Consider the following 18,971-nt stretch of genomic DNA (forward strand, 5'->3'; position numbering starts at 1 on the left):
GCGCGGGCCGGGCCGGATTCCAGGAACCACTCCGGAGGGGCAGGATGCGGATTCGAAGGCTTGGCGTGGTTGGCGCCGGAACGATGGGGCACAGTATCGCCGCGCTGGCCGCGTCGGCGGGCATCGCGGTGGATCTGCTCGATATCGCGGGGCCGGCGACCGATCCCAACGCACCGGCCCGACAGGGGCTCGAGCGCGCGAAGAAAGCCAGGCCGGCGGCGTTCATGGATTCCGAACGCGCGGCGCTCATCCAGATCGGCAATACGACTGATGACCTGGGCGTGCTCGCCGGGTGCGATCTCGTGATCGAGGCGATCATCGAGGAGCTCGAGCCCAAGCGTGCGCTCTACGAGACACTGGAGGCGCTGCTGCCCCCGCACGCGATCATCGCGTCGAATACGTCGGGCATCCCGATGGCGCTTCTCGCCGAGGGCCGGAGCGAGGGATTCAAGCGGCGCTTCGTGGGCATGCACTTCTTCAACCCGCCGCGCTATCTGCATCTGTTGGAGATCATCCCCACGGCCCAGACGGCGCCGGAAACAATCGCCGACACCCGTCGGTTCAGCGAACGCGTGCTTGGCAAGGGAATCGTGACGGCCCGCGACGTGCCGGGATTCGTGGCCAACCGATTGGGCGTGTTCGGCATGGTGCTCGCCTTGCGGATGATGGAGGAGTTCGACCTTACGATCGACCAAGTCGACATGCTCACGGGTCCGCTCCTCGGCCGCGCCAAGTCGGCCACGTTCCGCACGGCCGACCTGACCGGGCTCGACGTCCTGTCGCATGTCGCCACTGGACTGGCCAAGGCGACGGGCGAGGACTTCGCGTTGCCAGAATGGGTGGCCGCGATGGTGAGGAACGGCCAACTCGGGGAGAAGAGCGGGGCCGGGTTCTACAAGCGCGTGGGCAAGGAGATCCACACGCTGAACTGGAAGACCATGGCGTACGCGCCGGCGACCAAGCCGGAGACGCCGGCGATCGGCAAGGCGATGCGCCTGCCCCTGGGCGAGCGGCTCAAGGCGGCAGTGGCGGTCGACGGCGCGTACGGGACGTTCGCCCGCGAGTATCTGACGCGGCTTTCGCGGTACGTGATCACGACGGCTCCCAAGATCGCGTACCACCTGCCCGACGTGGACCATGCGATGGAGTGGGGGTTCGCGTGGGAAGCGGGTCCGCTCGCGCAACTCGACCTGCTCGGGGGCGCACTGCCAGACGCCGCCAAGCTGCGTCCAGCCGCGGCGACCGAGGGGTACTATGCCGCCGATGGGTTGCGCGTGGTGTCGCTCGACTGGAGGGGCTACGAGCCGATCCGGGAGCCCGAGGGGATGGTACGCACAGGCGCGCTGCGGCGGGCCGGCCGCTCGCTGGCCGATTCGCCCGACGCTACGCTGTGGGACGCCGGCGACGGAGTGGCGCTGCTCGAATTCCACAGCAAGATGAACTCCCTCGGCGAAGGCGTGCTCGCGATGGTGATGAAGTCGCTGGAACTCGTGGCGCATGATGACCGGGCCGGGCTGGTGATTGGAAACGACGATTCGCGTACGTTCACCGCCGGCGCCGATCTGGGCATGGTGGCGGCCATGGCACAGGCCGGAAATTGGAAGGGTCTCGACGAAGCCGTTCGGCTGTTCCAGGGGTGTTCGATGTCCATCCGCTCGGCGCCATTTCCGGTAGTTGTGGCGCCGTTCGGGCTCACGCTGGGGGGTGGGTGCGAGTGGTCGCTTCACTCCGACGCGCTGCAAGCGCACGCCGAGCTATACATGGGCCTCGTGGAAGTGGGCGTGGGACTACTGCCGGGCGGCGGCGGTACCAAGGAGCTGCTGTTCCGATTCTCGCAGGAACTGGCGGCCTACGAGGACGCCGACCCGTTCGAGGCCGCGAAGCGGGCGTTCAGGATGATCGCCATGGCGACCGTGAGCACCAGCGCGCTCGAAGCGCGCCATCTCGGGTTCCTGCGCGATGGGGATCGGATCTCGATGAACCGCGATTTCCTGCTGGCCGACGCCAAGCGGCTGGTGCTGGACCTCGCGCCGGGGTACACGGCGCCACCACCGCGAACGATCAACGTCGTGGGGCGCGACGGGATCGGCAACCTGCACTACGCCGCGTGGGCGATGCACGAAGCCGGGCAGGCCAGCGACCATGACGTACGGATGGCATTAGAAATTGCTAAAGTATTGTGCGGCGGCGACGGACCGGCGCGCCGGGTGACCGAGGACGACATCCTCGACCTGGAGCGCGACGCCTTCTTGCGGCTGCTCGGCACCAAGGAAACGCAGGAGCGCATCGCGTACATGCTGGAAACCGGCAAACCGCTCCGCAACTGAGAGGGATGACTCGTGACTGATGTCGTGATTGTTTCAGCGGTGCGCAGTGCCGTGGGCCGTGGCAAGAAGGATGGCGCGCTGGCCGGTGTGCACCCCGTGGAACTGTCGGCGCAGTTGATGCGGGCCGCGGTGAACCGGGTGAGCGTGGACCCGGCGATCGTGGACGACGTGCTGTGGGGGTGCGCGATGCCGGAAGCGGGGCAGGGGCTCAACGTGGCCCGCCTGTCGCTCCTCCGCGCCGGATTCCCCGTCGACGTCCCGGGCGCCACGATCAACCGCTTCTGCTCATCTGGGCTCCAGACGATCGCGTTCGGCGCGCAGGAGATCCTGAGCGGGATGGCCGACGTCGTGGTCGCCGGCGGCATCGAGATGATGAGCCAGGTGCCGATGTCGGGCTACCACACGCGGCTCGACCCCGCAGCGGTGGAGAGCTACATCGGCATGGGGTTCACTGCCGAGCGGGTGGCCGAGCGGTGGAAGGTGTCGCGCGAGGAACAGGACGCGTGGGCGCTGGCCAGCCAGCAGAAGGCGGTGCGGGCGCAGGTGTCGGGCGCGTTCGACGCGCAACTCCTTCCGGTTCCGGTGACGACGGCCACCTGGAACGGGGCCCGGAAGACTGAAACCACGACGGAGTTCGCGCGCGACGAAACACCGCGGGCCGACACGACCGCAGAGGGGTTGGCCAATCTGCGCCCCGTGTTCAAGGCCAAGGGCACGGTGACGGCCGGCAACTCCAGCCCGTATTCCGACGGGGCGGCCGCGGTGTTGCTGATGAGCGCCACGCGCGCCAAGGCATTGGGGCTCGCACCGCTGGCGCGGTTCGTGAACTACGCAGTGGCGGGCGTGGATCCGGATGTGATGGGGATCGGACCGGTCAAGGCCGTTCCCAAGGTGCTGAAGCGCGCGGGGCTCGCGCTGGGCGACGTGAAGCTGATCGAGTTCAACGAAGCGTTCGCGTCGCAGGTGGTGGCGGTCGTGCGCGAACTGGGAATGGATCCGGCGCGCGTGAACGTGAACGGCGGCGCGATTGCGCTCGGTCACCCGCTGGGAGCCACGGGGGCCAAGCTCACCACGCAGCTCATCTACGAACTGCGCTCGCGCGGCGGCGGACTCGGGCTGGTGACCATGTGCATCGGCGGCGGCATGGGCGCCGCTGGGCTGATCGAGGTGGCGAGCGGCGGCTGATCGATCCAACCGCGCTCGGCGGGGCTTCCCCCTCCCCCTAACTTCCGGAGGAGGAGGAGCGATGTCCGCGAAACTGAACCGGGCCGGTCTGGCGGCCGGCGATCTGACCACCAAGACGCTGAAAACGGCGCGACAGGGATTGTTGCGTGTCCACCGACTGCTACTCGAAATGGAACGGGTGGAGCTGGAGCGGTCGCGCGGACGACTCGCGCCGAACGAGTATTTGCAGGCTGTCCTCCACGAGCCGGAGTTCGCCTGGCTGCGGCCTGCGTCGCAGCTCATCGTGCAGATCGACGAGGCGCTGGACGAAGCGGACCGCGAGGAGGGACCCGTGGCGAGCGACCTGACGGCATCGCTGCTGGCCCAGGTGCGCGCCCTCCTCACGCCCATTCCGCCCACGACGGCGTTCGCGACGCGCTACCTGCAGATGCTCCAGCGCCACCCCGACGTGGTGTTCGCCCATCGCGATCTGATGGCGGAGCTGCCGAAGGGGTTTCTCGGGCCGCCGCCGGCTCAATTGCAGTAGGAGGGTAGGCCGGTAGGGTCGCTGACTGCGCTATGCCGTCTACCGTCCTACCCGTCTGCCGAGCAGCCGGTACATCATCACCGCCGCGCGCTCCGTCTGCATTGTTAACGAATTCAGATCGACCTGCTCGTGCGGCGTGTGAGCACCGCGGCCGATCGCACCAAGCCCGTCCATGCCGGCGATGTAGGGCGCCACGAACGACACGTCGCCGGCTCCGCGGGTGCTGGGATCCTGGGCCTGGACCGGCCCGTAACCCAGTGCGCGGCTGGTCGCGTCGTAGAGCGCGATCAGCTGCTCCCCGCCCGGCGTCATCGGCATGGCGGGGTAGTCATCCTGGAATGTGATCTCGGCCGACGTCCCGGGCAGATGCTCTCCGACGATCTCGCGCATGCGTTGACGCGTGCTGTCCTCCTGGCCCTCGGTGATGAACCGCAGGTCGCCGGGCACCACGGTGGTGGGGGCGATGATATTGGTCTTGCCGGCCACGGTGCCCGAGAGGTTCGCGCTGTCGTACGTGACGGTCGTGCCGCCGAGGATCGCCCCCGGGTTGAAGGTCAGGTCCTTGGGGCCGACCAGCTCGCGACGGAAGCCGTCGAGAATGCGGGCGGCCTCGTAGATCGCACCGTACCCCGTACCCGGGCCAAACACGGCACCCGAATGGGCCTGCCGGCCGGAAACGGTGAGTAGCCACGAGCTGCTGCCGCGGCGCGACACCGAAGCAAACGACCGGGCGCCGCCCTCGAAGGCCAGCGCCACATCGCTCGCGCGCGCGGCGTCGCGGAGGTCGCGCCGTGACACGGCGAGCGGGAGGCCCGGTGATTCCTCGTCGCCGTTGAACACGACGATGATGTTGGCGTTCCGCAGCGCGCCGATGTCACGCAGCGCCTTGAGCGCGTACAGGGCGATCACGTCCCCGCCCTTCATGTCACAGGAGCCGGCGCCACGGGCAATCGTGTCTACACGTACAAATTCCTGGCCCTCACCCTCGAACACGGTGTCGAGGTGGCCAATGAGCAGGATCCGCGTGCCGCCGGGCTGCCCCTTGTGCACGGCGATCAGGTGGCCAGCCCGGTTCATGGAGTCGGGCATCGCCGACCAGCGCGTCTGAAAGCCGAGCGAGTCGAGAGCGGCGGCAAACCGCGCGCCGACCCTGCGCACGCCGGCAAGGTTCATTGTGCCGCTGTTGATGTTCACGATATTGGCAAGCATCGCGATCTCATCTGCGTGATGCTGATGCACGAAGTCGCGGATCTTCCGCTCGGTCGGCGCCAACTGGGCGACGACCGGCACGGCACCGCCGGTGAGCGCGGCGGCGGCCAGGGCAAGGGCGCAGACACGGACGGCACGGGATACCGACATGGGATACGGACCCCGGGAAGGGGCGTGGGGGAGCCGCGGCGGGAGGCTCATTCGAGCGACCGCCAGAGGTACCAGCAGGCGATGGAGCAGTAGGGACTCCACGCGGCACCAATGCGTCGCACGTCGTCGGGTGCGGGCCGGCGCCGCAGGCCGTACGCCCGGTGGACGGCGTTCTGGATGCCGAGGTCGAGTTCGGGGAGCACGTCCGGGCGTCCCAGCCGGAACATCAAGAACATCTGCGCGGTCCACCGGCCCACGCCCTTCACCTGGACGAGGTGCGCGATGATCGCGTCGTCACTCATCCGCCCCACGCGGTGGAGGGGCACGACGCCCGTGTGGACCTTGTGGGCGAGATCGCGGACGTAGCCCATCTTCTGGCGCGACAGTCCGGCACGGCGCAGCGCGTCGTCGGGGAGCGCCAGCAGGCGTTCGGGGTCGACGTGCCGACGGGGGAAGAGTGCCACGACGCGACCGTGGATGGTGCCTGCCGCCTTTCCTGACAGTTGCTGATACACGATGGATCGCACGAGGTCGTGGAAGTGCGACCGCCCCAATCGCATGCGCGGCCGGTAGGGCCCCACCCGGCGGATCAGCCCGGCCATGACCGGATCGACACGCCGCAGATGCGCGAGCGCGGCGCGGGGCGACGGAGCGCCGATCACGAAATGCGCCGCAACGCTTGGGCGACGGCCTCCACGATCTCATCGATCTGTTCGGTGGTTACAATGAGCGGTGGGGAGAGCGCGATGTTGTCGCCGGCGACGCGCACGAGCACGCCGTGCTCCAGGCAGTCGAGGAACGCGTCGAACGCTCGCGCGCCCGGCTTCCCGTCGCGCGGCCGGAGTTCCACCGCCCCCACGAGGCCGACGTTGCGCACGTCGATCACGTGCCGAGCGTCGTCCAGCCGATGGATGGCGTCAGCCCAGTAGGGCGCGAGTTCGGCGGAACGCGCGAACAGTCCTTCGCGTTCGTACAGATCGAGCGTGGCGAGCCCCGCCGCGCAGGCCAGGGGATGACCGGAATAGGTGTAGCCGTGGAAGAGTTCGATGCCATCGGGCGCCGCGTCCACGATCGCATCGTGGATGCGTGTGCGGACGGCCACGGCGCCCATCGGCACGGCGGCGTTGGTGATGCCTTTGGCCATCGTGATCATGTCCGGAGTCACGCCGAACTGTTGTGCGGCGAATGGGGCGCCGAGCCGGCCGAACCCCGTGATCACCTCGTCGAAGATCAGCAGAATACCGTGTTGGTCGCAGAGGTCGCGCAGCCGTTCGAGGTAGCCCTTGGGCGGCACGAGTACACCCGTGGAACCGGCCATCGGCTCGACGATCACCGCGGCGATGGCGCGGGACCCGTGCGAGGCGATGAGCGTCTGGAGCGCATCGGCGAGGTGCGCGCCCCACGCCGGCTGCCCGCGGCTGAACGCGTTATGCGCCAAGTCGTGGGTATCGGGCAGGTGGTCGACGTTGGGCAGTAGCTGGCCTTCGAATTGACGGCGGTTGGCAGGGATGCCTCCCACCGACGTCCCGCCGAACCCCACGCCATGGTAGCCGCGCTGGCGTCCCACGAACCAGAGGCGCTCCGGTTCCCGGCGCGCCCTCCAGTATGCGAGGGCGATCTTGAGCGCGGTGTCCACGGCTTCCGACCCCGAGTTCGTGAAGAACACGCGGTTCAGGTCGTCGGGAGTAAGAGCGGCCACGCGGCGGGCGAGTTCGAACGCCAACGGGTGGCCCATCTGGAATCCCGGCGCGTAGTCGAGTGTGGCGGCCTGCTCGGCGATCGCGCGTACAATTGACTCGCGCGCGTGGCCCGCATTCACACACCAGAGGCCAGCCGTGCCGTCGAGTACACGGTGTCCGTCGGCCGCCACGTAGTGCATATCCTTGGCCGAGACGAGGAGGCGCGGCGCCCGCTTGAAGGCGCGGTTGGCGGTGAAGGGCATCCACTGTTCATCCAGCGACAGGGACGAGCCGGGGGCGATCGGATCTGCGGACGGAGGGCGAATCGACATCGAAGCGGTCGAGGCGGTGTACGAGAGGGGGCTCCCTGGACGGAGCCGAAGCCGGATGGTACTACTGAACCACGTCACTCACCAGCGAATATGAGCCGCGGACCATCGAAGGGCGAGCGCAACCCAGACGACGACACACTGCGCAAACGGCTGGAAAGGATCCAGCGCGAGAAGAGGCCGGGTGTGCGGTGGAAACTGTCGCGCCACACCGCCGAACAGGCGCTGATGGCGATCTCCGAGACGGTGCTCCGGCCGCCATACCGCCGGTCGGCCAAGAGCCGGCGGCGTAAACGCACGAAGCGATTGCTGTAGCCGGCGCTGCGCGCTACGGGCCGACCGTCACCGTGAGGGCGCCGTTGGCGCCGGCCACGGAGGCGGAAATCTGGGCTCGGCCTGCCGCGAGTCCCGCGACCAGCCCGTTGCTGTCCACCCGGGCGACTGACGGAGCGGCCGAGGTCCACGCCACGGTCAGCCCGCCCACCACGTTCCCGTGCGCGTCGTATGCGGTGGCGGTGAGTTGGACGGTCTGGCCGACCGCGAGCGTGGGGTTGCTCGGTCCCAGGGAAACCGATCGCACTTCAGGGGTCGCGGGCCCGCTCGGGCTGCCACGGTAGCTGCACGCGACCGCGCCGAGAGCGAGGGCGAGAAACAACCGGCGGATCATGCAGGAAATGTTCGACATTCCTGCCCCGAGCGGAAGTACCGGGCGTCACGCCGCCCGGGCGGCGGTGTGGACCGCGCGGTGCTCCTCCCGGCGGCGGATTCCCCAGCGTAGGCGGTACAGCGCGAGGGCGAGCACCAGGAGCGCGCAGATCTCGACCAGCACCTTCTCTCCGTCCAGATAGTCGATCGGTCGGTCCTTGAGCGTCGGGTCGGTGAGAAGCCCGTGCGCGTAAAACAGCGCGGCGGTGACGTAGGTGAGCAAGTGGAGCAGCTTCCACCGTCGGCGTCCGATCTCCACCCGGTAGTACGAACTGATGACCACCAGACAGAGGATGTAGAGCGCCGCTGCGCCGATCGTATTGATCCACGGCTGCTTGGGGCCGTCAACCGGATAGACGAGGTCGATGAACCGGAACGCCGGCGTCTTCACGGCCAGGAGCAGTACGGCGTGGAGGACGGCCAGGGCCAACGCGAGGTACGCGTTCCAATTGTGGAGCTTGAAATAGTTGAAACGCCGGTGCGGCCAATGGGTCCACGGGTTGTAATGCATGGAGAGCAGCAACCCGAGCAGTAGATTCGTGGTGAGCAGACACAGCGCCACGAGGGCGACGTCGCTCGACAGATCGAGTGGTGTCACGGCGGAGAGCGGCTGACGGCGATGGGCGGACGAAGAAGGGGGCGAGGCAGGTGATCGCGAACGGCCCCAATTGCTCAACGCGCGAGCGCCCGGGAGCGCTGGCGGACTGGGCTACCCGGTCAGGTTGTTGCTGGCCTTGACGGCGTAATAGGCGCCCACACCACCCGCGATCGTGCTCACGAAGAATGCGGTCATGAAGCCCAGTTTGACGGCCGCATACCAGCCGACGGTGCTGCCGACGAACATGCCGATGGTCCCGAACAACTTCTTCATGCGCCTCTCGCTTGAGGAGTCTCCGTTGAACGACCGTTTGAGGGCGGCGCAGGTCACGGATTCGGACAAAGTCCACCGTTGCCGGGAACGCGGCGCCGCCGCAGACAGGCAGCGCCCGCGGGCGTCTCGGCCCCATGGGGATTGCCGCAAGCTTTCGGTTCCCCCGGTGCGGCAGTAAGCTCCACGAGCGCCAGCCGCTCGCGACGGGCTCCCTCTCCGGCGGGAGTCCGTTTCACATCCCGGCCGGCTCCTCTCCTTCCGCGTGCCGCCATGTCACGACTGCTGAACTACTTCCTCAAGGGGCTGATCGTCACAGCCCCCGTGTTCATCACGATCTACATCTGCTACGTGATCTTCACGACGATCGACAGCTGGCTGGGGCTGCCGATCCCCGGTGCGGGATTCGTGGTCTCGATCCTGCTGATCACGCTTGTCGGATTCACGGCGCAAACGTTCGCCAGCCGCGTCCTGCTCACGGGGCTGGATTCGTTGTTCAACCGTCTGCCGTTCGTGCGTCTGCTCTATTCGAGCACGCGCGATCTGCTGAATGCGTTCGTGGGTGAACAGCGGCGCTTCGACAAGCCGGTGCTGGTCACGCTGGCTGGCGGCACGGGCGCGCGCGTGTTCGGATTTCTCACGCAGGAATCGGTGGACAACTTCGGCGTTGCCGACTCGGTGACGGTATACGTGCCACAGTCCTATGGTTTCGCTGGCAACCTCGTGGTGTTCCCCGCGGCACAGGTGCACCGCCTCGACGCCGACAGCGCCCACGTGATGGCATTCATTATTTCCGGCGGTGTGACCAAAGTGCCAGAACGCTGAGCCAGCTAGTGCGAGGTGCCGGACCGGCCGAGGGCCCGCCGCGGGGCTCCGGCCCACCGTCCCAGCCGTCCGTGCGGACCGGAAGCCGCCCAGAACGCACCGTGCACGCGCACGGCGTCGAGCGGAAGCGTATCGACGGCGATCCAGGACTCGCCGCCGTCGGAGGAGAGCGCGGTGCCGGCCAACCCGACGGCGATGAGATCGTTCGCGGTGCCGGCGTAGCTGACGCCTGAGAGATACGCCGGCACGAGCGGACCATGCGCCGCCCGCCACGTGCGCCCGCCGTCGTCGGTGATCGCCGCGTTCGCCGTCTGGCCGTGGGGTGCGGTGTAGTCGCCGCCGACGGCCACTCCGTGCGTTGCATCACGGAACGCGAGCGAGAAGATCCCCGACGCCGAGCTGCCGGCATGCACCGGCGTGTCGCTCACCGTCCAGGTACGTCCGCGGTCGCGGGAGTGGAACACCCGTGCGCGCGGGCCGCCGCCCGTGCCGATCCACACGTCGTCGGCGCCCCACACGACCATGCACGTCCCGCTGGCGGCGAAGGCCGCCTCACCAGGCAGTGTGGGAGGCAGCGCTGCCGGCGGAACGCGAGTCCAGGTCATGCCGCCATCGTCGGTGGTGAGCAGATAGAATGTGCCGTCCACCGGGTCGCTCTGCGCGATGCCGTGCCGTGAATCCCAGAACGCCAGGGCGTCGAGAAACACGCCCTTTCGATCAGTTGCGTACACCGCCGACCAACTGGCGCCGCCGTCGGTCGTTCGAAAGATGCGCGCCTGTCCCGCCTCGGCGGGGCCGGCGCTTGCCGTCACCGCCACGTCGGCGCCGAGTCCGACGATCGAACGGAGGTCGAGCGAATCGGCCGCCGGAACCCCGCGCAGTGTCCACGTGGCGCCGCCGTCGGTGGTGCGCGCCACCGTTCCGTGCGTCCCACTCGCCCACGCCACGGTTCCATCCACGACACTCAGCCCGCGGAATTCCGCGCGTGTGGCAAGCGGTGCGAGCTGCCACTGGGCGACGGCGGGCGTAGCGAGCGATACGGCGAGGGCGAGAGTCACTGCGGGTACGCAAGATTTGGCAGGTATCACGGCGGCGGCTCCTGCAGATGGTGTGAAGGGCCGGCGGGTTCTCCCGCGGGCGGCGTAAATTCAGGAAACGGCGCCCCGGCATCGGGTCCGATCTCGTCGAGGCCGAGGATGTCGTGGGCGCGCCATGCCACGTAGAAAAAGCCGAGCGATGCCGTGACGGCACCCACGCCTCGCATCCAGTGCCGGTGGTGGAGAATGAAGAAGAACGACACCCCAACGGGGAGAAAGATGGCCCCGAACAGCGCGCTCATCGCACGCAGCATGCAGCCCGGTTGGCTCAGGCGAGACATGAGGGGGGGGTCCGCATAGCCAAATCTTTCCGCGGGGCGCGCCGCGGAGCAAGCGGGTTGCGGGTGGTGCGGCGGAGCCGCTAGCGTGAGGGGTCCCCAGCCCGGTCACGTATGCTCGATTATTCCGACATGATCGCCGCCCGCGAGCGCATTGCCGGATATGTGCACCGCACTCCCACGCTTTCCGCGTCGCGCATTGGCGAGCACGTCGGCGTGCAGGCGTGGCTCAAGTGCGAGGTGCTGCAGAAGACCGGATCGTTCAAGGTGCGCGGTGCGCTCAATGCCATCCGCCAACTCACCACTGCCGAGCGGCGGCGGGGTGTGGTGGGTGTCTCGGCGGGCAACCATGCGCAGGCGCTGGCGTGGGCGGCGCGCGCGGCCGGCACTTCGTGCACCGTCGTCATGCCGAGCGACGCCGTGCAGGCCAAACTCGACGCGACCCGCGGATACGGTGCCACGGTGGTGCAGCACCAGTGGGGTTCGGCGATGTTCGACAAAGCGCGTGAGCTGGCGATCGAGCACGGCTACGTCTTCATCCACCCGTTCGATGATCCCCGCGTGGTCGCCGGGCAGGGCACGGTGGGGATGGAAATTCTCGAGGATCTTCCCGAGGTCGATGCGATCGTCGTTCCCGTGGGCGGCGGCGGACTGTTGGCGGGCATCGCGATCGCGGCCAAGCATCTCAAGCCGTCGGTCAAGGTTTTCGGCGTCGAACCCGTGGGGGCGCAGGCGCTGCGCCGCAGCCTCGATGCGGGGCGCGTCACGGCAATCGACCGGCCACAGACCATTGCCGACGGGCTCGCGGCCCCGATGACCACCGAGTTGCCACTCACCGTGGCCCAGCGCCACGTGGACGACGTGGTCCTGGTCCGTGACGACGAGATCGTCGACGCGATGCGACTGATTCTCAGCTCTGCCAAGCTGCTCGCCGAACCGGCGGGCGCCGCCGGCGTGGCGGCGCTGATCACAGGCAAGCTCTCCATGCCGGCCAACTCCCGCGTGGTCTGCGTGGTGAGCGGCGGCAATGTGGACGCGGCCCGCCTCAAGGAGCTGCTCTAACGCCCGCCTCCGGTGTTGCGATCGAGCCGCCACTTGGTCCAGGCGACGATCACTACGCATCCGCTCTGACCAGCGAATTGAAATTGCGGTGGGGTGTCGGCGCCGTGGTAGACCTCAATCGCTCCCACGTCGTAGCCCTGGATGAAGCTGTTGATGTCGCCGGGTGAAACCGACGTCCAAGGGGATCCGTCGACCACGTACTGAACGCATCCCCCCATGGGGTTGCGGTTGTCCGTGACGTACGTGTCGTAGCCGGACTGTGAGACGTGGATTCCGGGCACGGCCGTGAGAAGATCCGTGAACTTGCTCGCCTGCTTCCGGTCGATCGTTTTCTCGTCGAGGTAGAAACCCATGCCGGTCTTCTCGCGCTGCGTGAAGCCCACGGCGTCGAGTCCGCTCAGCCGCCGCGCCTGGGTGGTCACCGTGGGAAGCATGGCGACCTCCTTTTGCATCTGCAGGGTCACCGTCACCGGCGTGTTGCTCGACAACTCCACCGATTGCTCCACCGGCGTGAAACCGATGAACATAGCACGCACGACCTGTGATCCCGACGGGAGGCTGTCGAGTTGGAACGAACCATCGGCCCCGGAATTCACCGAGTGGAAGGTTCCTTCGAGCTGCACCCGTGCACCGGCTACGGGGAGTCCGGTCGTCCCGAGCACGCGGCCGCGCAGGCTGGCCACCGCCAGCGCGTGGCGCGGCTGCGGATTGGTATCCCCGGTCGCCACCGTCACCGGCGCGGCCGACGCGACGCTGAGGCTACGCATCTCGAGCACGGACTTGTTGAAGGAAACGGGAACGTCGCCGCTCTTCAGGCCGGCGTAATTGACCTGGACCTTGCCATCGAAGCTGGCGGGGAGCCCGCAGATGCGGTACGTGCCGTCCTTGCCCGTCGTCGCTTCGCGCAGACGCGGGATCTTGCTCAGCTTCAGATAGTCGATCTCGTACCACACCACCGAGACGCTGGCGTTGGGGACGGGCAGGCCGGTATCGGCGTTGTGCACGCGGCCGAACAGCGCGGCAGGGCCACGCGTGAGCCAGGCGGCCGGGCAGAGCATCTTGACGAGTGTCGCTGCCGAGGGTGTGGCCAAGTCGAGCGTGGCCTGCTTGCCGGCGCTGAACGTGAGCGGCGGAGTCATGAGTTGAATGCCGAGCGAATCGAGAATCGGATGCCCGACGATCAGGCGATGCTGGCCGGGCGCGACGCTATCGAAATGAAAGTGGCCGTCGTCACCGGCCACGGCGAAAAGTGTGGTGCCCTGGATGGCGATCTCGGCCCGGGCCATCGGTTGGCTCCGCACGCTGTCGTACGCGATTCCGACTATCGACGCCGGGGCCGTTGGCTGTTGGGCGGCGGTGGGACGGGCGATCACGGCGCCGAACAGCGCGACTGCGGCGCCGCGAATGATCAAGGCGTGGTTCATACACAATTGTACCATGTACGCCGCTCAACGCTCCAGTCCCGAGGCGGTAGCTCGCGAAACGTTGGCGAATCGGTCACGTCGGGTGTTTCAGCGGCACACATCGGCCAATATGCCCGATGATGTCGCATTTCTAGGGCCATTTCATCGGCCTATGCACTTGCGGCTACAGACCAGCTATATGACACTAGTTCTCACGGAACGACTTCTCGACCGAAAAGGAGCCGAGAGTGAGACTCAAGCGGAATCCACCGACGCTGGCGGATGTACCGGTTATCGACCGAACTCAGGACGGGGTCACGGTGCAAGGACTAGCGAATCGGGTAAAGCAGGCCCTTTACGATCACTTCGAGCAGACACTCGTCGTCGTACTCGTGGCCTCGTTGCTGCTCATCAACTTCGCGGTGGACTACAAGCTCGCTTTCCTGAGCTTCTATTACCTGCCGGTCATCGCTGCCGGATTCCTGATCGGGCGCCGCCATGCCGTGTGGGCGGCCGTGCTCACGGTTCTGTTGGTGACGTTTTTTCAGGCAGTTACCGGATTGGGGGGTACGCCGGGCTTCTCGGTTCCTACGGTGATGTATTTCGTGCCGTGGGGCGGGTTCTTGATCTTGACCAGTTACGTGGTGGGTACGCTGGCAGACCAGCGGAAGGACCGGGCCGACGACGTGAAGCGGACGTATTTCGCGCTGCTCGAGCTACTCACCTTCCATCTCGATGCGGCGGACCGGCATCGCCGCGGCCACAGCTATCGCGTGGCCGAGCGGGCCATGGCGATCGGCCGCAAGCTCGGCATGCGAGGCGGGGAGATCGAGGATCTGCGCGTAGCCGGCCTGCTGCACGAGATGGGTCCGCAGGATCCGCGCGTAGCGCGTATGTTCGCCGACTTCCCGCGCGAGGTTCGCAAGGTGCCCGTGGCGGCATCGATGCATGCTGCGCTCGACACGGTCACGGCGTATGGCCGGTATCACGAGTTGATCGGCGATGACTGGCCGGTGGATGCTCTGCGCATCACCATGGCGGTGAAGATTCTCGCAGTGGCGGACGCCTATGAAACGCTGCTCACGCCCACCGACACGCGTCCGCCATTCGCGCCGTGGAACGCGCTGGAGGAGATCGATCGCAGCGCCGGCCGTACATTCGCCACGGAAGTGGTCCACGCGTTGCGGCACACGATCGTTCCGGAGTCCGTTGAGGAGGCCGACGAGAAGCCGCCGCTCAAGCTAGTCGTGACGCGGGGCGCCTGAGCCCGAGTCACGCTCTGCCGCCCCGCGTCGGCGCCATGTGCGCCGAGCCTGCTTTACCTGCCACAGCCCCCACCCGACCACGAGCGCGCTCGACAGGGTCCATACGACCACGTAGCGCTGAAGGAACACGGGTCCACGAGCATCCACGTGGCCAAGCTGGAAGGCGGCGATGGCCACGATGTCAAGCGCCACGACGGCGCCGACGAGTTTGGCGAATGCGGCGCGCATCGGCGACGGCGAATCAGACATGCACGGCAATCTACCGCGCGCAGGTCGGCGGTCTAGCTAGCGCGGTGGTGACGTCAATTCGCCGCGGCGGCCGCGGGCGGGCGCGAAGCACGCTGCCAGCGCCGCGAGATCGGCGTCGGGGTCGTCGCTGGGCACGAGCGGTGGACCGATAACGAGGGCGTGCCGCGACCAGTCGAACGCCACCGGCACAATCGGCACGGCGGCTCCGCAGGCGATGTGGTAGAACCCCATGCGCCAGCGCGCGACGGCTTTGCGCGTGCCCTCCGGTGAGATGCCGAGCACCAGGCGTTCCGATCCGGCGAACCTGGCCACCGTTTGCGCCACGACGTCGTGCGGCTTTGAGCGGTCCACGGGAATACCGCCGAGCCAACGCATGACGGGGCCCAATGGGCCGCGGAACAGGGTGTTCTTGCCCAGCCACGCGGCGCGCAGTCCGAGGGCGAACTTCGCGGCGATCCCGATCACGAAGTCCCAGTTGGACGTATGGGGGGCCACGATCACCACTGCCTTGGCGACGTTGGGAAGGGTGCCCTCGATGCGCCATCCGAGGAGACCAAGCACGCCGCGGCCAAGTGCGCGGGAGATGGAGCCGCCGCTTCTGGGGAGCGCGTCGCCAATGTCGGGAACGCGAGAATGGGCGGGCATGACGAGGCGGAAATTAGGCCGGGCTGGCCGCCCGCGCCATCGGGCGTCTCGACAAATTGTCGGCCAAGCGCTATCAGCTATCCGGCTGGCCGTCACCGGCACACGACCTCCACTCCCATGTACCCGCAGACGATCCCACAGGCCCTCGACCGCACGGCGCGGGAATGCGCCGATCTCCCCGCCCTCCGATGGAAGGATGCCGGCGCGTGGCAATCGCTGTCCTGGAGCGGCTACCGCCGGCAGGTGCGCCTGGCGGCGCGCGGCTTCATTTCGCTGGGACTGGAGCCCGGCAAGGGCGTCGCCATCGTAGGCCCCAACTGCCCCGAGTGGTTCGTGGCCGCGCTCGCCGCCATCCATGCCGGCGGCCTGCCCACTGGCATCTATGCGACGTTCGCGCCCGATCAGTGCCGATACATCGCGCATCACTGCGAAGCGCAGATCGCGATGGTGGCGAACGCCGAGCACCTCGCCAAGTTCCTCGCCATCCGGCCCGATCTGCCGCACTTGCGCGCTATCGTGCAGATGCGCGGCGAGCCCGCCGCGCCGGGCGTCATCGGGTGGTCGGACCTGCTGCGCCGCGGGCACGACACGTCTGAACCAGTACTCGAGGCGCGACTGGCCGCTCAGACGTCCGGCGATGTAGCGACGCTCATCTATACCTCCGGCACGACTGGCGAGCCGAAGGCGGTGATGCTCACCCACGACAACGTGAATTGGACGGCCGACGTCGGAATTGCGGCGCTCGGCCTGCGCGCCGGCGACAACATCCTGAGCTACCTGCCGCTGAGCCACATCGCCGAGCAACTCGTGTCGCTATTCGGGCCGATCTCGTTCGGCGGATGCACCTGGTTCGCCGAGGGGATGGAGCAGTTGGGCGACGACCTGCGCGAGGTGCGCCCCGACTTCTTTCTCGGCGTGCCGCGGGTGTGGGAGAAGATCCAGGAGCGAATGCAGGCGGCGGGCGCGCAGAATTCACCATTGCGCAAAAAGCTGATCGCATGGGCGCGCGGCGTGGGGCTGCGCGGCGGCTACGCGGCCCAGCAGGGGAAACGCAAGCCACTGCTCTATCCGCTGGCTAGCGCGCTGGTGTTCAAGAAAGTGCGGCAGCGGCTGGGTTTCGACCGTGCTCGCGTGCTCGTGACGTCGGCGGCGCCGATCGCGCGCTCGACCCTGGAGTTCTTCCTGTCGCTCGGCCTGCCGATCTGCGAGGTGTACGGGATGAGCGAGTGCACGGGCCCGGCGACGATCAGCACGCCGGAGCAGTACCGCACCGGCAAGGCCGGCCGCGTGTTTCCAGGCGCCGAACTCCGGATTGCCGAGGATGGTGAGATCTGCATGCGGGGCCGCCACGTGTTCCGGGGCTACTACAAGGATCCGGAGGGTACGGCGGCGGCCCTCGACGCCGACCACTGGCTGCACTCCGGTGACATCGGCGACGTCGATGCCGCGGGATTCCTGGAGATCACCGACCGCAAGAAGGATCTGATCATCACCGCCGGTGGCGAGAACGTGGCGCCCCAGTTGGTGGAGGGCTACCTCAAGTCGATCCCCGTGGTGAGCCAGGCAGTGGTGGTCGGCGACCGACAACGGTATCTCGGGGTGCTGCTCACGCTCGATCCAGCGCGAGTGCCCACGGATGCGGAGGCGGCGGGCAGTCCGGCGCGTGATCCGGCCGCCGCGGCCCAGTGCGAGAAGTTCCGGGCGTATCTTCAGCGGAACATCGACGCCGTGAACGCGCGGCTGGCGCGCGTGCAGGCGGTGAAACGGTTCGAGATCATCCCGGCGGAATTCACCGTCGAGGGCGGCGAGCTCACGCCGTCGCTCAAGGTGCGGCGCAAGGTCGTGGCCGAGAAGTACGCTTCGGAGATCGCGCGGCTATTCCGCTGACGCGGCGCGCCGCTACCGTAGCATCTGCTTGGCGATCGTCTGCAGTTGCATGTTGGACGTGCCCTCGTAGATCGCACCGATCTTGGCGTCGCGATAGAACTTCTCGGCGGGGAAATCCTTGGTGTAACCGTAGCCGCCGAATAGCTCCAGTGAGATCGACGTCACGCGTTCGCACACCTGCGAAGCGTAGAGCTTGGCCATGGCGCCCTCCATGGCGATGTCGTGCCCAGCGTCCTTGAGGCGGGCCGCGTTGTACACCATGAGGCGCGCCGCCTCGACTTCGGTGCGCGCCTGCGCGAGTTGGAACTGGATGCCCTGGAACTCCGCGAGCGCCTTGCCGAATTGCTTGCGCTCCTTGACGTAGTCGGTGGCGGCCTTCAACGCGCCCTGGGCAACGCCGATCATCTGCGCGCCGATGCCGATGCGTCCCTCGTTGAGCGTCTCGATGGCCACCTTGTACCCCTGGCCCACGGGACCGAGCACGTTCTTCACCGGGATCTCCACGCCGTCGAGGATGAGTTCGGTGGTACTCGACGCTCGGATGCCCATCTTGTCTTCCTTGCGGCCGACGCTGAATCCGGGAAAGCCGCGCTCGACGACGAACGCGGTGATGCCCTTGTATCCGGCCTCCGGATTCGCGTTGGCGAAGACGACGTAGATCTGCGCTTCAGCGCCGTTGGTGATCCACATCTTGCGCCCGGTGAGCAGCCAGTTGTCGCCCTTCCGCTCGGCGCGCGTGGCCATCCCGAAGGCGTCGGACCCCGACCCAGGCTCGGAGAGAGCATAGGCGCCCACCGTACCGCCGGTGAGGCGGGGTAGGTAGGTGGACTTGATGTGGTCGCTGCCGTAGGTGCGGAGGGGGTAGTTGACCAGCGTGTTCTGGACGTCGATCTGGATGGCGGCAGAGGCGTCGATCTTGCTGACCTCCTCGACGGCCAGTGTCACCATCATGAGCGACCCGGCGGCACCCCCGTACGCCTCGTCGACCTCGATGCCCATGAGCCCCATCTCGGCAAACGCCTTGGTCAGTTCGGGGTCGATCTTGCCGGCCCGCTCCATCTCCTGGACCCGGGGGCGGACCATCTCCTCGGCCATCGCCGCGACCGCGTCGCGGAACATGAGTTCGTCGTTGGACAGGACGGTGAGCGGGGCGCGGGCGGTTTCGGCGTTGTTGGACATGGCGCTGACAGGGATGAGAGTATGGGGGAATATAAGACAGTCCGGCACCCGGGCAGCGTGGCACTCTGACGGCAGCATGCGGAAGCGGGGCAAACGGCAAAGC

Annotated in this window: 20 protein-coding genes; 8 read left to right on the top strand and 12 right to left on the bottom strand. The window is 67.4% G+C overall.

Features of this window, described 5'->3' with window-relative positions; translation table 11 throughout:
• Positions 1-44 precede the first annotated feature (44 nt).
• The 3 genes from VNF92_10435 to VNF92_10445 all read left to right on the top strand — a co-directional run bounded on the left by VNF92_10435 (position 45) and on the right by VNF92_10445 (position 4,038).
• Complete coding sequence (locus VNF92_10435; GenBank protein HVA58297.1) at positions 45-2,327, top strand: 3-hydroxyacyl-CoA dehydrogenase/enoyl-CoA hydratase family protein; 2,283 nt, start codon at positions 45-47, stop codon at positions 2,325-2,327.
• 12 nt (positions 2,328-2,339) lie between these two features.
• Positions 2,340-3,512 carry a thiolase family protein gene (locus VNF92_10440; GenBank protein ID HVA58298.1) on the top strand — a complete coding sequence of 391 codons (1,173 nt, stop codon included), beginning with the start codon at positions 2,340-2,342 and terminating at the stop codon, positions 3,510-3,512.
• A gap of 61 nt (positions 3,513-3,573) precedes the next feature.
• Positions 3,574-4,038 carry a hypothetical protein gene (locus VNF92_10445; GenBank protein HVA58299.1) on the top strand — a complete coding sequence of 155 codons (465 nt, stop codon included), beginning with the start codon at positions 3,574-3,576 and terminating at the stop codon, positions 4,036-4,038.
• Positions 4,039-4,077: 39 nt separating this feature from the next.
• Here the strand turns inward: VNF92_10445 and VNF92_10450 are convergent, their stop codons facing one another.
• Genes VNF92_10450 through VNF92_10460 form a run of 3 tightly spaced genes read right to left on the bottom strand, consistent with a single transcriptional unit; the run spans position 4,078 to position 7,408 of the window.
• Positions 4,078-5,397: a M20/M25/M40 family metallo-hydrolase gene (locus VNF92_10450; protein HVA58300.1), complete on the bottom strand. Its 1,320-nt coding sequence runs from the start codon at positions 5,395-5,397 to the stop codon at positions 4,078-4,080.
• 47 nt (positions 5,398-5,444) lie between these two features.
• Positions 5,445-6,059, bottom strand: a complete 615-nt coding sequence (locus tag VNF92_10455; protein ID HVA58301.1) for a DNA-3-methyladenine glycosylase 2 family protein — start codon at positions 6,057-6,059, stop codon at positions 5,445-5,447.
• Complete coding sequence (locus tag VNF92_10460; protein ID HVA58302.1) at positions 6,056-7,408, bottom strand: aspartate aminotransferase family protein; 1,353 nt, start codon at positions 7,406-7,408, stop codon at positions 6,056-6,058. Before VNF92_10460 ends, VNF92_10455 begins: the two co-directional genes overlap by 4 nt.
• A 90-nt stretch (positions 7,409-7,498) precedes the next feature.
• Between VNF92_10460 and VNF92_10465 the strand changes: the two genes are divergently transcribed.
• Entirely contained in the window at positions 7,499-7,720 is a 222-nt protein-coding gene (locus VNF92_10465; protein ID HVA58303.1) for a hypothetical protein, read from the top strand.
• A 13-nt stretch (positions 7,721-7,733) separates the two neighbouring features.
• Here VNF92_10465 and VNF92_10470 read toward each other — a convergent pair whose 3' ends face one another.
• From VNF92_10470 to VNF92_10480, 3 genes are all read right to left on the bottom strand, one after another.
• Positions 7,734-8,090 carry an Ig-like domain-containing protein gene (locus tag VNF92_10470; GenBank protein ID HVA58304.1) on the bottom strand — a complete coding sequence of 119 codons (357 nt, stop codon included), beginning with the start codon at positions 8,088-8,090 and terminating at the stop codon, positions 7,734-7,736.
• Between the two features lie 27 nt (positions 8,091-8,117).
• On the bottom strand, positions 8,118-8,708 hold the full coding sequence (locus VNF92_10475; protein ID HVA58305.1) for a ferric reductase-like transmembrane domain-containing protein: 591 nt from the start codon (positions 8,706-8,708) through the stop codon (positions 8,118-8,120).
• A 111-nt stretch (positions 8,709-8,819) separates the two neighbouring features.
• Positions 8,820-8,981, bottom strand: a complete 162-nt coding sequence (locus VNF92_10480) for a hypothetical protein (protein ID HVA58306.1) — start codon at positions 8,979-8,981, stop codon at positions 8,820-8,822.
• A 270-nt stretch (positions 8,982-9,251) separates the two neighbouring features.
• Between VNF92_10480 and VNF92_10485 the strand changes: the two genes are divergently transcribed.
• Positions 9,252-9,803 carry a DUF502 domain-containing protein gene (locus VNF92_10485; protein ID HVA58307.1) on the top strand — a complete coding sequence of 184 codons (552 nt, stop codon included), beginning with the start codon at positions 9,252-9,254 and terminating at the stop codon, positions 9,801-9,803.
• A gap of 5 nt (positions 9,804-9,808) precedes the next feature.
• Here the strand turns inward: VNF92_10485 and VNF92_10490 are convergent, their stop codons facing one another.
• Both VNF92_10490 and VNF92_10495 read right to left on the bottom strand, forming a co-directional pair.
• Complete coding sequence (locus VNF92_10490; GenBank protein ID HVA58308.1) at positions 9,809-10,861, bottom strand: hypothetical protein; 1,053 nt, start codon at positions 10,859-10,861, stop codon at positions 9,809-9,811.
• A 26-nt stretch (positions 10,862-10,887) separates the two neighbouring features.
• The gene (locus tag VNF92_10495; GenBank protein HVA58309.1) at positions 10,888-11,181 is read right to left on the bottom strand and encodes a hypothetical protein; all 294 of its coding nucleotides are present in this window, start codon (positions 11,179-11,181) and stop codon (positions 10,888-10,890) included.
• Between the two features lie 111 nt (positions 11,182-11,292).
• Between VNF92_10495 and VNF92_10500 the strand changes: the two genes are divergently transcribed.
• Positions 11,293-12,240: a threonine/serine dehydratase gene (locus VNF92_10500; protein ID HVA58310.1), complete on the top strand. Its 948-nt coding sequence runs from the start codon at positions 11,293-11,295 to the stop codon at positions 12,238-12,240.
• Here VNF92_10500 and VNF92_10505 read toward each other — a convergent pair.
• Entirely contained in the window at positions 12,237-13,664 is a 1,428-nt protein-coding gene (locus VNF92_10505; GenBank protein ID HVA58311.1) for a carboxypeptidase regulatory-like domain-containing protein, read from the bottom strand. The two genes, VNF92_10500 and VNF92_10505, sit on opposite strands and share 4 nt — an antisense overlap.
• Before the next feature lie 299 nt (positions 13,665-13,963).
• Here VNF92_10505 and VNF92_10510 point away from each other — a divergent pair, with 299 nt between their 5' ends.
• Positions 13,964-14,908 (top strand): HD domain-containing protein, encoded by a 945-nt coding sequence (locus VNF92_10510; protein HVA58312.1) that lies wholly within the window; start codon positions 13,964-13,966, stop codon positions 14,906-14,908.
• Here the strand turns inward: VNF92_10510 and VNF92_10515 are convergent.
• Together VNF92_10515 and VNF92_10520 are read right to left on the bottom strand one after the other, a co-directional pair.
• Positions 14,885-15,157, bottom strand: coding sequence for a hypothetical protein (locus VNF92_10515; GenBank protein HVA58313.1), 273 nt, complete (start codon positions 15,155-15,157; stop codon positions 14,885-14,887). The two genes, VNF92_10510 and VNF92_10515, sit on opposite strands and share 24 nt — an antisense overlap.
• A 36-nt stretch (positions 15,158-15,193) precedes the next feature.
• Positions 15,194-15,802: a 1-acyl-sn-glycerol-3-phosphate acyltransferase gene (locus VNF92_10520; protein HVA58314.1), complete on the bottom strand. Its 609-nt coding sequence runs from the start codon at positions 15,800-15,802 to the stop codon at positions 15,194-15,196.
• 117 nt (positions 15,803-15,919) lie between these two features.
• On the opposite strand from VNF92_10520, the gene VNF92_10525 reads away from it, so the two are divergent.
• Positions 15,920-17,689, top strand: a complete 1,770-nt coding sequence (locus tag VNF92_10525) for an AMP-binding protein (GenBank protein ID HVA58315.1) — start codon at positions 15,920-15,922, stop codon at positions 17,687-17,689.
• 12 nt (positions 17,690-17,701) lie between these two features.
• Here the strand turns inward: VNF92_10525 and VNF92_10530 are convergent, their stop codons facing one another.
• The gene (locus tag VNF92_10530) at positions 17,702-18,868 is read right to left on the bottom strand and encodes an acyl-CoA dehydrogenase family protein (GenBank protein ID HVA58316.1); all 1,167 of its coding nucleotides are present in this window, start codon (positions 18,866-18,868) and stop codon (positions 17,702-17,704) included.
• Positions 18,869-18,971 lie beyond the last annotated feature (103 nt).

It is taken from the genome of Gemmatimonadaceae bacterium, from assembly GCA_035533015.1.
In the GTDB taxonomy this organism is placed as follows: Bacteria; Gemmatimonadota; Gemmatimonadetes; order Gemmatimonadales; family Gemmatimonadaceae; genus JAGWRI01.